This window comes from Enterobacter sp. ECC_219_Taxon_10 (assembly GCF_058354905.1).
Genome location: NZ_CM178005.1, coordinates 2,644,851 through 2,657,154, shown reverse-complemented (window position 1 = coordinate 2,657,154; position 12,304 = coordinate 2,644,851). Strand labels below are relative to the sequence as shown.

Annotated in this window: 11 protein-coding genes; 6 read left to right on the top strand and 5 right to left on the bottom strand. The window is 53.6% G+C overall.

Going from position 1 to position 12,304, the window contains the following annotated elements; genetic code table 11:
- Positions 1-68: 68 nt before the first annotated feature.
- Positions 69-824, bottom strand: coding sequence for an SDR family NAD(P)-dependent oxidoreductase (locus AC4ICF_RS12695; RefSeq protein WP_316379267.1), 756 nt, complete (start codon positions 822-824; stop codon positions 69-71).
- A gap of 157 nt (positions 825-981) precedes the next feature.
- Between AC4ICF_RS12695 and AC4ICF_RS12690 the strand changes: the two genes are divergently transcribed.
- Positions 982-1,851 (top strand): AraC family transcriptional regulator, encoded by an 870-nt coding sequence (locus AC4ICF_RS12690; RefSeq protein ID WP_116339568.1) that lies wholly within the window; start codon positions 982-984, stop codon positions 1,849-1,851.
- Here the strand turns inward: AC4ICF_RS12690 and AC4ICF_RS12685 are convergent.
- The gene (locus tag AC4ICF_RS12685; protein WP_163330876.1) at positions 1,844-2,773 is read right to left on the bottom strand and encodes an aromatic alcohol reductase; all 930 of its coding nucleotides are present in this window, start codon (positions 2,771-2,773) and stop codon (positions 1,844-1,846) included. The two genes, AC4ICF_RS12690 and AC4ICF_RS12685, sit on opposite strands and share 8 nt — an antisense overlap.
- Positions 2,774-2,915: 142 nt before the next feature.
- Here AC4ICF_RS12685 and AC4ICF_RS12680 point away from each other — a divergent pair, with 142 nt between their 5' ends.
- Positions 2,916-3,815, top strand: coding sequence for a LysR family transcriptional regulator (locus tag AC4ICF_RS12680; RefSeq protein ID WP_316379266.1), 900 nt, complete (start codon positions 2,916-2,918; stop codon positions 3,813-3,815).
- Positions 3,816-4,005: 190 nt separating this feature from the next.
- Here the strand turns inward: AC4ICF_RS12680 and AC4ICF_RS12675 are convergent, their stop codons facing one another.
- The 3 genes from AC4ICF_RS12675 to AC4ICF_RS12665 all read right to left on the bottom strand — a co-directional run bounded on the left by AC4ICF_RS12675 (position 4,006) and on the right by AC4ICF_RS12665 (position 7,675).
- On the bottom strand, positions 4,006-4,146 hold the full coding sequence (locus tag AC4ICF_RS12675) for an Ecr family regulatory small membrane protein (RefSeq protein WP_162874963.1): 141 nt from the start codon (positions 4,144-4,146) through the stop codon (positions 4,006-4,008).
- A 74-nt stretch (positions 4,147-4,220) separates the two neighbouring features.
- Positions 4,221-5,453 (bottom strand): sensor domain-containing diguanylate cyclase, encoded by a 1,233-nt coding sequence (locus AC4ICF_RS12670; RefSeq protein WP_316379265.1) that lies wholly within the window; start codon positions 5,451-5,453, stop codon positions 4,221-4,223.
- 92 nt (positions 5,454-5,545) lie between these two features.
- Entirely contained in the window at positions 5,546-7,675 is a 2,130-nt protein-coding gene (locus AC4ICF_RS12665) for an EAL domain-containing protein (RefSeq protein WP_316379264.1), read from the bottom strand.
- 453 nt (positions 7,676-8,128) lie between these two features.
- Here AC4ICF_RS12665 and AC4ICF_RS12660 point away from each other — a divergent pair, with 453 nt between their 5' ends.
- The 4 genes from AC4ICF_RS12660 (at position 8,129) to dbpA (ending at position 12,266) form a co-directional block, all read left to right on the top strand.
- A complete protein-coding gene (locus AC4ICF_RS12660; protein ID WP_316379263.1) occupies positions 8,129-9,271 on the top strand; it encodes a methyl-accepting chemotaxis protein in 1,143 nt (380 codons plus the stop codon).
- A 154-nt stretch (positions 9,272-9,425) separates the two neighbouring features.
- Positions 9,426-10,409 (top strand): zinc transporter ZntB, encoded by a 984-nt coding sequence (gene zntB / locus AC4ICF_RS12655; protein WP_116339581.1) that lies wholly within the window; start codon positions 9,426-9,428, stop codon positions 10,407-10,409.
- Between the two features lie 273 nt (positions 10,410-10,682).
- Complete coding sequence (ynaL, locus tag AC4ICF_RS12650) at positions 10,683-10,865, top strand: proline-rich small protein YnaL (RefSeq protein WP_071888254.1); 183 nt, start codon at positions 10,683-10,685, stop codon at positions 10,863-10,865.
- A gap of 27 nt (positions 10,866-10,892) precedes the next feature.
- Positions 10,893-12,266, top strand: coding sequence for an ATP-dependent RNA helicase DbpA (dbpA, locus tag AC4ICF_RS12645; RefSeq protein ID WP_316379262.1), 1,374 nt, complete (start codon positions 10,893-10,895; stop codon positions 12,264-12,266).
- Positions 12,267-12,304 lie beyond the last annotated feature (38 nt).

Genomic DNA, 12,304 nt, shown 5'->3' with positions numbered 1-12,304 from the left:
GTTCCTCCTTCTGACCATCACCCGTCACAGCTGAAAGCATCACTTTTCGGACGGTATTTTTGGCCTGTTCAGATGGTTTGCCCGCCCGACACTTCAATGCGCTGTGCGGTTACCCAACGGTTATCATCACGCAGCAGGCTGGCGACCATCGGCCCGATATCGTCGGAAACGCCGACCCGCCCGAGCGCGGTCATGGCGGCAAACTGCGCGTTGACATCTGCGTTGTCGCGAACCAGGCCGCCGCCAAAATCGGTTTCAATGGCGCCTGGCGCGATGGTATTGACGGTGATGCCGCGCGTGCCCAGCTCGCGTGCCAGATAAACGCTGAGCATTTCCACCGCCGCTTTTGCCGCCGCGTAAGCGGAGAACCCAGGGTACGATACCCGGGTCAGGCCGGACGAGAAGTTGATGATGCGCCCGCTGTCCGCCAGCAGGGGTAAAAGGGTCTGGATCAGGAAAAATACCCCTTTGACATGGACACTGAACAGCCCGTCGAACTGCGCTTCGGTGGTCTCGCCCACCCCGGCAAACTCGCCATGACCTGCGTTATTTATCAGGTGGTCGAAGGTGTCGCGCTGCCAGACCTCGGCGAGTTGTTGACGCAGAGTTTCGGCAAATGCCGGGAAAGTCGTCGTCTGCGCCACATCCAGTTGAATCGCAATCGCCTTACGACCAAGGGTGCGGATTTCCGTGACAACCGCTTCAGCCTGAGGGGTATTTCCTCTGTAAGCGACGATAATATCGCCCCCCTGACGCGCGACAGAGAGGGCGGTGTTACGGCCAAGACCACGATTGGCGCCGGTGATAAGTGCAATTTTACTCATGGTGTATCCTCTGTTTGGTGGAGCTTTTACAGTAGGAGAAGGCCACTCATCCACTTTGCCTGATTCTGGTTATCTTTTGCCTGTTTCTCTTTTCATGGTTTGTTCTGTTGAGAATGACCGCATACTATGGCTTAAAAACTTGCCTGAAAGAGTGTCTATGCGCGATCTCCTGTTCGATCTCTGCCGCCGGTATGCCGATGCTCACGTCGACCGTAGCGGGGTTGCCGTAACGCCGGTTCCAGGGTTGACGATTATCCGGGCTTTGCATCCGGGCGACCTGCAGGCGGCGATCAACAGACCGCTGATGGCGATGCTGTTGCAGGGTCGCAAACGCGTCGCTACGGGGACGGAAAGTTTTGAATATGGCCCCGGCGAGGCGATGGTGATTGCCGCCGATGTGCCGACCCTCAGTCAGATTACCCAGGCCAGCCTTCGCCATCCCTACTATTCCTTGGTGCTGGAACTGGATATCGCCATACTGCGCGAGTTGCAGGATGCTGTGCAAGCAGAGCAGAGGGACGCGCCTTGCGTTGGGGTTGAGCCAATGAATGCTGACGTGACGGATGCGGCTTACCGGCTGGCCAGGTTATTTGAACAACCGGAGGCGATGGCGGTTCTTGGGGATGGGCTACGGCGAGAGCTGCATTACTGGTTGCTTCGCAGTGTCCATGGTCCTGCTATTCGCGCCCTGGGCGCGGCGGATAGCCATTCCGGACGAATTAGCCGTGTGGTCGCAATGTTGCGTAAGGAGTTTACACGTACGATAAGCGTTGAGGAGCTTGCTGACGTGGCGGGCATGAGCGTGTCCGTATTCCATCAGCATTTTCGCGCGATAACCACGATTTCGCCCCTGCAATTTCAGAAACAGCTACGCCTTATCCATGCCCGCCGCCTGATGCTTGTCGATGGCGCAGGGATCGCACAGGCGGCGTATACGGTCGGTTATGCCAGTGTTTCGCAGTTTACCCGTGAATATGCCCGTATGTTTGGCGCGCCACCGGGGCGGGATAAACGCATGGCTACATAACGGTTTTAAGCCATGATTCAATATCTTGAGTCGGTATATTATTCTGTACATTCCAGGTGTTACTCATCGGCCACCACATGCCGTCTCCTCGGGCGAAGGCCGCGCGATAGCGGAGCATCTGGTCATCCGGATTTAAATGCAGTGCATCCAGCAGATCCGGGAGCGTTAATACGTTTTTGGCAAAGGCTTGTCTTGTCGTGCGTTCAACCGTTTCGGCCAGTTTTCCATAAGAAGTGGTTTCACCTGCGACAAATATCACTTCATTTACGATCCGCGGATGATGCAAATAAATTTCGGTGGTCAGCCGACCAATATCCGCGGGAGACGTGACCGTGACCTGCGTGTCCCATCCTCCGAGCGCATTAATGGTTTTTTCGGATAAATTCACCACATTAAATGCCGGTTCGAAGAGAAAGCTGGTAAACATACCGGTTGAAACAATCACCCATTCCGTCGCGTTCTGTTCCCGCAAGAGCGTCCTGACATCATACTGCTCGTCCCAGACGGGCTGGCCGCTCCCTTTGCCGACCACATCGTAATTCACGCCGAACTGCCAGGGGAAATAGCGGTTTACGCCGGCTTCCAGTACCGCGCGGGTAATTTTGAGCTGTGTACCCGCTCCGGCGACAAACCCCATGCAGTTGATCACGGTGTCAAAATCCACAAAACGGGTTTTTAACGTTTCAGTGGAGCTGACGGCGACATCGACCGCGATGAATTCTGCCCCTGCATCAGCCAGTTTTTGATGAATTTCGGACTGAAGTTTACCCCGGCTGTCCCAGGATCCGGGCGAAACGATAACGGTAACAGCGCCATCGCGCTGCGTGACTGCCGGAACCAGATGCTCCAGTACGGCAGCACCCAATTGTCCTGCACCAAGCACTAATACTTTTTCACCTGTCTTGATATCACGTTCTTTCATGTTGAGCCTCTCTTTGTTAAATCGCGTTTCTACTGCAACTTGAGCAAGGTTATGTCAGATAGCTGCATTCGATAAGACCACAGGCATAAGTTAGACTGTTCGTAATAATGGGATAATCGATCTTTTCAGGCGCGGTGGGAACATGGATAAACTGGAATCAATGCGGGTATATGTTTGCGTGGTCGACACCCATAGCTTCGCCAGGGCGGCAGAAGCGCTGGGGCTACCGCGTTCAACCGTATCGCGGGTCGTTAAGGAACTGGAGACATACCTGGGTATTCAACTTTTACAACGCACCACCCGGAAGCTCAGCGTGACCGCAGAGGGCCGGCGTTACTATGACGAGAGCAAACGGCTGCTGGCGGATATTGCGACAGTGGAGTCTTCCTTTCCCGCCAGATCCGCACAGCCCAGAGGCCGTTTAAAAGTCGGTATGCCGCAGTCTCTTGCCCGACACTGCATTCTTCCCTGTCTCCCGGAATTTCTGCGCCAGTATCCCGGGCTGGAGTTGGTACTCTGTTCGAGCGATAGCGTGGAGGACATCATTCAGGAAGGGTATGACTGCGTGATCCGCACCGGGAGGATCGAAGATTCAACGACGCTGGTCGCGCGCCCTCTGGCGAACTTCAGATGGGTTGTTCTGGCTTCTCCGGGCTATATAGACGCCTGTGGTAAGCCGGAAAATCTCGACCAACTGGAAAAGCATTGCGCCGTCGGCTACCTGAACCACCGTACCGGGCGCACCATCGACTGGTTTTTTACGCGTGATGACGGCGATTGTGCAATCCACATGAAAGAGTCGCTGATCGTCGATGATACCGACGCCTATATCCAGGCCGGAATTCAAGGGCTCGGATTAATTCGCGTGGCCAGCTATCTGGCTGAGCCGTATCTGAAGAGCGGGGCGTTGGTTCGCTGTATAGAGAACCTCACTTACGATTTACCACTTTCACTTGTCTATCCACAAAACCGCTATCTTCCGCCTTCGGTGCGCGCCTTTTATGACTGGAGCAGAGCGGTGCTGCAACAACATGGCGACTGACGGACAAGAATCGATGTTTTGCTTAATAGCCGGAAATAAAAAAAGCCCGTCAGAGAACGGGCGAAATAAGCAAATGATTTAGTGATTCGTTATCAACATTGTTGGAGGATAACGCCGCGTATCTTACGTGGCTAAGGGCAATGCAGATACCTGACAAATTCGGTAGGTGAAACAATAAATTAAACGTGCACTACAGTGCGTCAAAAGTGGGGTAGAGACTGTTTTCCAGATATTCAACGAAATACCAAATCTCGCCGCTGAAAATAAACCATAAGCCAAATATAATAAGCAAGAAAATAATTAAGGTGAGTATTAATTCTGTCTTTCCCATTGTCGCCACAACCCACCCGCCGTTAATTTACTTAAGCTGGGCATTGTAGCGGGGCTTTTCCCGATACTCCAGTTTCATGCCGCAAGGACTTTATTACGCCCATCGTTTTTGGCGCGATAGAGCGCATCGTCGACACGTTTAAACAGTGCGTCGATACTCTCTTCCGGGTCATGCCGCGCCACGCCAATGCTGACGGTAAACCGTGGTAAGCCTGGAAGGGTGATATGGGCGACCGTCGCACGGACGGATTCGGCAATCTTCAGAGCCGTTTCAAGAGACGTGCGCGGCAACAGGATGACAAACTCTTCACCGCCCCAGCGGAACACCAGGTCATCTTGTCTGCAGCAGGCTTCCAGCGTTCGGGATAGGGCGATAAGCACTTCATCACCTTTCAGGTGACCGAAAAGATCATTGATGTTTTTAAAATGATCGGTATCCACCAGCAGCAGGCTAAACTGCTGCTGTGCAGAAAGGTGGCTCAGGCTGGTTTGGTCGATAACATTGTAAAACTGTCGTCGGTTGAGTAACCCCGTCATCGAGTCACGTAATGCAGCATTTTCCAGCTCCTGCTCAAGCCTCTTTTGCTCCGTAATATCATGGATTATGCACAGCATCAGTTTGTCACCGTAGATCTCGATGGGTCCCGCATAGGTCTGGACATGGCGGGTGGTGCCATCGGCAAGGCGGTGAATAAAATTGAGCGGCTTATGTCCGCCGGGCAGTGCGGCGATCTCCGTCATGATGGGCATGACGCCTCTGCCAAGCGTGTTAATTTCCCAGGTATGCTTGCAGCACATCTCATCATGCGAATAACCGTAAAAGCTGAGCGCGGCCAGGTTTGCATCGACAATTTGCCCGTCACGGGCAGGATCGATGAGCAGCATCGGCGCGCTGTTGGTCAGGAAAAAGCGTGCGTAAAATCCCTGTTTCTTGCGCTGATAGGTTGCGGAACGGCTGGCTTTCAGGCCAGAGGGGGCGTGGGAAGAGATCCCTTCGAAAACGATAACATCACCATACGGCGTGGCGTGGGTGAGTGAGAGGCGACAGCTTAAGGGGGCGTCCTGCCCGCCCCGGCTAATTGTCCAGATCTCGACAATATCGTGATGATTTTTCAGTTCGGGAACGTACAACGACAGTACGGTTTGCGCACTGGCAGAACAGGAACCTTTGCGCAGGTCGTTCAGCGTTTTATTACCCGTCAGCTGTATTGCGGCCACATTTGCAAAAATAATCTGTTCCGAAACAGGAGAAATGAGCCACACGGGCGTTTTAATTGCATTAAGCGCATCAAAACTATTTTGCGACATAGTATTTTCCTGTTCATCGGCACGATATACCTGACAATCATGGCGGAATTGACTCGCATGTACTCCCTTGAAACATACTCTACTCAATCCCGTCAGGCATGATTTTTTTGTGAAATAAATGCGTTGTCCGTTTGAATTTTATTCATCGGTATAATTTGTTTATCTGAGTTTTTCTGTAGCAGTAGCCATGGAACCTGTTCAGCGGGCAGAGGGCGGGAGAAAAGGTAGCCCTGGAGATAATCACAGCCGAGGCTGGTCAGTATTGCCTGCTGTTCGTCCGTTTCAATTCCCTCGGCAACGACACGCATCTCCATGGTGCGGGCAATATTAATAATGGTTTCCACCAGCTTGCGGCTTTTTTCATTTTCCAGCATAGAGGCCACAAAGCTCTTGTCGATTTTTAGCTCTTTTGCCGGAAGAACGCTCAGCATCAGCAGGTTGGAATAGCCCGTACCAAAATCGTCAATAGAGACGGTGATCCCCGCATGGTTAAAGGCATTGAGCAACTCGATGCTGCGATCGAGATTTTTTAGCGCGGTACTCTCCGTTACCTCCAGGATCAGCCTTGAAGGCGACAGATTATATTTTTCCAGCATTGAGGACACGATGTGAAAGATATCCGGCTGTTCGAACTGAACGGGGGATAAGTTGAGCGACAAAGTCCACTGGCTGAAGCCTTGTTCAGTCCAGAAATGAAGCTGCCGACACGCGGCCTCAATGGCCCAGTTGCCAACCGGAATAATCAAACCCGTTTGTTCCAGCGTGGGCAAAAAAAGACCTGGCAGCAAAACGCCTTGCTCCGGATGCCGCCAGCGCAGAAGGGCCTCAAAACCGTGGATCGTCTTATCTTCAGCATGCCAGGTTGGCTGATACCAGAGTTCAAACCGATCGCGTTCCAGCGCCTGAGAAAGTTCCTGCAGAAAACCCGGCTGCGCCGGAACTGCCGTTGACATCTCAGGGCAGTAAATCGCCCAGCCGTTACGACCGCCTTGCTTAACGTGTTGTAAGGCGGCATCCGCCTTAAACTTCAGTTCATGCAGCGTTTCTCCGTCCTGAGGATAGAGGCTAACACCCGCGCTCAGTGTCGTACTCAGCGTATGTCCGCAAAGCGAAAACGGACGGCGCATATCCGCGAGCAGCGTCGTGAGCAGGGCAGTGAGCTTTTCTTCGTCACATTCGGGAACCAGCAGGATAAAGGCATCCCCACCCAGCCTGGCAAGCGTCATCTCGCGGGTAAGCCGGGACGTGATGCGTTGGGCAATGGTGATTAATAACTCATCGCCGACGCTGTGGCCCCAGGTATCATTCACGCGTCTGAAGCGATCGACATTCAGGAAGATCACGGCAAATTGTTTGTTACTCAACAAGGCGCTGTGCAGACAATCCTGCATTCGGATATCCATCTGGTGGCGGTTTGCGAGGCCGGTGAGAGCGTCAAAGCGGACCTGTAGCTCAAGCTGACGGTTGAGCTGGCGCAAGTTGTCCGTCAGCCGGCTGGTCCGCCAGTGCGAATCAATAAGCGAAATAATTAACATCATGCCGAGCAGGGAGAGCGTGGTGACGGAAACCCAGATGGATAATCCCAGCTCGCTGACCCCGCCGGGGAGCGTACGCGCCATCTCATGGAAATGTGCGGCACTCATGCCTGTATAGTGCATTGCACAAATGGCGGCACCCATGACTAACGCGGCGAGAATGCGAGTAACAAAGACCCCTTTGTGCTTATCCCTAAGGCGGAAAGCCAGCCATAACGCTACGCCGGAGGCGACAACGGCAATCACCACGGACAAACTCACAATGCGCCGATCCCAGAGGATGCTTCCTTCCAGCATCAGGGCGGCCATACCGATATAGTGCATGGAGACCACGCCAGCGCTGAGGATGACCGTGGCGAAGAACAGCCGAAAGAGCGAGAGGTGTTTGCCCGTAACGGCAATGTTAATTGCTATTGTGGAAGCAACAACCGCCACGCCGAGAGACGCCAGGGTTAGCCATAGGTCATAGCTCATCATCATCGGCATTTGCATGGACAGCATGCCGATGAAGTGCATTGACCAAATCCCGATACCCAGCATGACCCCGCCGGCAATCCGCCAGAACAAAGCCGTTTTTCGGCTGGAAAGGGGAATTTTCCCGGCGCTATCCAGGGCCACAAAGGAGGCGATAAACGCCACCAGACAGGAGACAGCGATCAACACAGGGTCCCACGATATATTGAGCATTATGCAATCCCACGCCTGAGAGGGTTACCGATTTCGCCTGCCGGCACGTCTTTATCTGGCAACGAACATGCGCATTCAAACCATATTAGTTATTTATCGTGAAAAATGACCAGTCATATAAATGCCAAACTTACTCGTAATATAAAATATATTCTTTTTTATTGAACATTAAGCACTGCTAAACATAGTCGAACAATTGTAGCAAAGCGTCTTAAATATGTGTGCAAATGGCCGATTTTACCGCAGGTGATGGTATCGCTTCAGGGGGCTCTGGACCAGCAACGCAGCATGCTGAACAGAACATTTCTGCTAAAACGCCTTTTTTGTCTGACTTAAGTTAAATACTGGGTGGGTAACGGCGAAACGAGAAGCCAGCGTATTTTGTGAGGACAAACGCAAAAGTGAATGCTATAAGTCTTAATGCCGACCAAAATATAAGTTGTGGGTAAAATCATGCTAAGAAATATTAGTGTCAGGACCTTCATTGCCTGGTTCCTGCTGTGCCTTTTTTTTGTGAATACAGGTATCGTTGTTCTATTTTCCAGCAATCTTTCTCTTTTCGTTTCGATTAATGTGGTCAATTTCGTTGCGTTATTTTTGCTCTGGAGTTATATGACGAAGTTTCTTGTGACGCCGATCAATACTGTGAAAAAAAGTATTGAAGAAGTGACCGCAGGCAACTTAGGCGTCTCTATCCCCGAGTTTGGCAATAACTGCGCGGGGCGGTTAATTCCCGGGATTAATAGTCTTTCCAGCAACATTGCTACGCTGGTGCGTGAGATCAGGGCTTCATCACAAAACGCCATGACCTTGTCGGATCAGCTCTCTTCACGCAGTGCTCAGCTCTCGGTGAAAACAGAGCAGCAGTCTGCATCTCTGGTGCAAACTGCGGCAAGTATGGAGCAGATGGCAGCAAGTACCCGAAACAATGCCGATAACACCAGGCTGGCGAGCGAGCAGGCGAATGCCGCGACGGTGCAGGCGCGCAAGGGAGGAGAGCTGATGGAACAGGTTGCCAGCAATATGCAATCCATTACCGAATGCGCGCAGCAGATGACGGAAATTATCTCGCTGATCGACGGCATTGCATTCCAGACGAATATTCTGGCGCTTAACGCGGCCGTCGAGGCTGCGCGGGCAGGCGATCATGGTAAAGGGTTCTCCGTTGTTGCAGAGGAAGTACGAAATTTGGCGCACCGCAGTGCGGAGGCGGCGAAAAATATCAAAACGCTGATTGACGTTACCAGCAGTAATGTCACCCAGGGCGCCAGCGTTGTGTCGGAAGCGGAGAAGAATATGCATGACATCGTGACCGGATCCGGCAACGTCAGCCGGTTAATGGACGAGATTTCTACCTCGACCGCAGAGCAGGAGAAGGGCATTTCCCAGATCACGCTGGCGCTGTCCGAACTGGAGCGGGTCACGCAGAGCAACGTTGCGATGGCGGAGGAGCTCAACGGTTCCTCTGATGTGCTGCGTAATCAGGTGATCGAACTGCAGACGCGGACACGAAATTTCAGGCTGGACCAGGGACACTCCCCGTCACCCGTGACCGATACTGTCTCGTTCCTTCAGCGCCCCGGGCACTCACTCTGACATCTTTCCGAAGCCTGGCATGCCGGGCTTTTCTATTCTCGAAATACAGTGTGTACAATTCCTGAGCGATTTCAGCGCGATGCGAGACATAGTTGTTGCTTAACCCCTGATGGAAGCTAGACTGACATCGAAAGAGCCAAACAGGGGAGGCACTGTGGAGAGCATTAAAGGATCTGAACTTAACGTTCCTGACGCAGTTTTTGCGTGGGTGCTGGACGGTCGCGGCGGTGCGCGACCGCTGGAAGATGATGATGTCATTGATAAAGAGCATCCCTGCTGGCTACATCTGAACTATACCCACCCGGACAGCGCTGACTGGCTGGCCTCGACTCCGCTGCTGCCTAACAACGTACGTGATGCGCTGGCGGGTGAAAGCCTGCGGCCCCGCGTAAGCAGGATGGGGGACGGAACGCTTATCACCCTGCGCTGTATAAACGGCAGCACGGATGAACGTCCCGATCAGCTGGTTGCGATGCGCGTCTATATGGACGACGGGCTGATTGTTTCCACCCGCCAGCGTAAAGTTCTGGCGCTGGACGACATTGTGAACGACCTCAAAGAGGGGACCGGACCGGTCGACTGCGGCAGCTGGCTGGTGGACGTCTGCGACGCTCTGACCGATCATGCGAGCGAATTTATTGAAGAGCTGCACGATAAAATCATCGACCTGGAAGATAATCTGCTCGATCAGCAGATCCCCCCGCGCGGCTTTCTGGCGCTATTGCGCAAGCAGCTGATCGTGATGCGTCGATATATGACGCCACAACGGGATGTGTATGCTCGTCTGGCCAGTGAAAGACTTGGCTGGATGAATGACGATCAGCGCCGCCGAATGCAGGACATTGCTGACAGGCTGGGACGCGGGCTGGATGAGATCGATTCCTGCATCGCCCGAACGGCGGTGATGGCGGATGAAATCGCCCAGGTGATGCAGGAGTCGCTGGCGAGAAGGACCTATACGATGTCCCTGATGGCGATGGTCTTTTTACCGAGCACATTTCTGACAGGGCTTTTTGGCGTCAATTTGGGCGGTATACCCGGCGGGGAATATCGGTACGGCTTCACCGCGTTTTGCGTCATGTTAGTTGTTTTGATTGGAGGTGTTGCATGGTGGTTGCATCGTAGTAAATGGCTGTAAATTTACGTTTTTTTCACCTTTTACGGGGATTAAAACGCTCTTTTAATTGAGCGAAGTCAATAAACATTTACCCCGTAAGGTGCAATATTACTCCCGCAGGTGAATGCAACGTCAAGCGATGGGCGTTGCGCTCCATATTGTCTTACTTCCTTTTTTGAATTACTGCATAGCACAATTGATTCGTACGACGCCGACTTTATAGTCGGCTTTTTTTTGCCTCCTGTTTCTCAGCGTCTACCCTAAAAGGGACGACAGCAAATCCTGGAGGGAAAGATGAGCATTTTACTCGCTCTGCTACTGCAACACTCGCGTCAGTCCGATCCTGTCCCCACCGATCCCGTGCCGATGCCCGATCCCATTCCGCGTCCGCAGCCGATGCCAGATCCGCCGCCGGACGAAGAACCGATTAAATTGTCGCATCGAACCCCGAGATCTGCGAGGATACGCGCCATCTGACCGTAAAGATGACCACGAGAGACTATTGTGACCGCTTTTTCTACCCTGAATGTTCTGCCTGCCGCCCAGCTCGACAACCTCAACGAGTTGGGATACCTCACGATGACGCCTGTTCAGGCGGCCGCGCTGCCTGCTATCCTCGAAGGCCGTGACGTGCGCGTACAGGCGAAAACGGGCAGTGGGAAAACGGCCGCTTTCGGTCTTGGCCTGCTGCAGCATATTGACGCGTCGCTGTTTCAGACCCAGTCACTGATCCTGTGCCCGACGCGAGAGCTGGCAGACCAGGTCGCGGGTGAACTGCGCCGCCTGGCACGCTTTATGCCCAATACCAAGATATTAACCCTCTGCGGTGGGCAGCCGTTCGGCGCGCAGCGCGATTCGCTCCAGCACGCGCCGCACATTATTGTCGCGACGCCAGGCCGCCTGCTGGATCACCTGCAAAAAGGCACCGTCTCGCTGGATGCCTTAAGCACACTGGTGATGGACGAGGCGGATAGAATGCTGGATATGGGCTTCAGCGATGCCATTGATGAGGTGATCCGCTTCGCACCAGCCGATCGTCAGACGCTGCTGTTCTCTGCGACCTGGCCGGATGCCATCGCCGCGATTAGCGGTCGCGTGCAGAAAAACCCGCTCACCATCGAGATTGACAGCGTCGATGCCCTGCCAGCCATCGAACAGCAGTTCTTTGAAACGTCGCAGCAGGGGAAAATCCCGCTCCTGCAAAAACTGCTGAGCCAGCACCAGCCTGCGTCATGCGTGGTGTTCTGTAATACCAAAAAAGACTGTCAGGCCGTCTGTGACGCCCTCAATGCGGCGGGGCAGAGCGCGCTGTCGCTGCATGGCGATCTGGAACAGCGCGATCGCGATCAGACGCTGGTGCGTTTCGCCAACGGTAGCGCCCGTGTTCTGGTGGCGACCGACGTGGCTGCGCGCGGCCTGGATATCAAATCCCTTGAGCTGGTAGTTAACTATGAGCTGGCATGGGATCCCGAAGTGCACGTCCACCGTATTGGCCGTACGGCACGCGCCGGGAACAGCGGCCTGGCCATTAGCTTCTGTGCCCCGGAAGAGGCGCAGCGTGCCAATATTCTTGCTGAAATGCTCCAGATCACGCTGAACTGGGTGAACGCGCCGGGCAGCGTCAGGCTCGTGCCGCTGGAGGCCGAAATGGCGACGCTGTGCATTGATGGCGGCAAAAAGGCCAAGATGCGTCCGGGAGATGTGTTAGGTGCGCTGACCGGCGATGTGGGTCTGGACGGGGCGGACATCGGGAAGATTGCGGTGCATCCGGCACATGTTTATGTGGCTGTTCGCCAGGCGGTGGCCCATAAGGCGTGGAAGCAGCTGCAAAACGGCAAGATTAAAGGTAAAACCTGCCGCGTGCGTCTGCTGAAATAAGGCATAAAGCGTCTCAGAAGACCTTTCTGAGACGCTAG

What these genes read in the sequence shown, in the direction of transcription:
- AC4ICF_RS12695 (WP_316379267.1), bottom strand. Translation starts at nt 824, where the DNA reads ATGAGTAAAATTGCACTTATCACCGGCGCCAATCGTGGTCTTGGCCGT.
- AC4ICF_RS12690 (WP_116339568.1), top strand. Translation starts at nt 982, where the DNA reads ATGCGCGATCTCCTGTTCGATCTCTGCCGCCGGTATGCCGATGCTCAC.
- AC4ICF_RS12685 (WP_163330876.1), bottom strand. Translation starts at nt 2,773, where the DNA reads ATGAAAGAACGTGATATCAAGACAGGTGAAAAAGTATTAGTGCTTGGT.
- AC4ICF_RS12680 (WP_316379266.1), top strand. Translation starts at nt 2,916, where the DNA reads ATGGATAAACTGGAATCAATGCGGGTATATGTTTGCGTGGTCGACACC.
- AC4ICF_RS12675 (WP_162874963.1), bottom strand. Translation starts at nt 4,146, where the DNA reads ATGGGAAAGACAGAATTAATACTCACCTTAATTATTTTCTTGCTTATT.
- AC4ICF_RS12670 (WP_316379265.1), bottom strand. Translation starts at nt 5,453, where the DNA reads ATGTCGCAAAATAGTTTTGATGCGCTTAATGCAATTAAAACGCCCGTG.
- AC4ICF_RS12665 (WP_316379264.1), bottom strand. Translation starts at nt 7,675, where the DNA reads ATGCTCAATATATCGTGGGACCCTGTGTTGATCGCTGTCTCCTGTCTG.
- AC4ICF_RS12660 (WP_316379263.1), top strand. Translation starts at nt 8,129, where the DNA reads ATGCTAAGAAATATTAGTGTCAGGACCTTCATTGCCTGGTTCCTGCTG.
- ynaL (WP_071888254.1), top strand. Translation starts at nt 10,683, where the DNA reads ATGAGCATTTTACTCGCTCTGCTACTGCAACACTCGCGTCAGTCCGAT.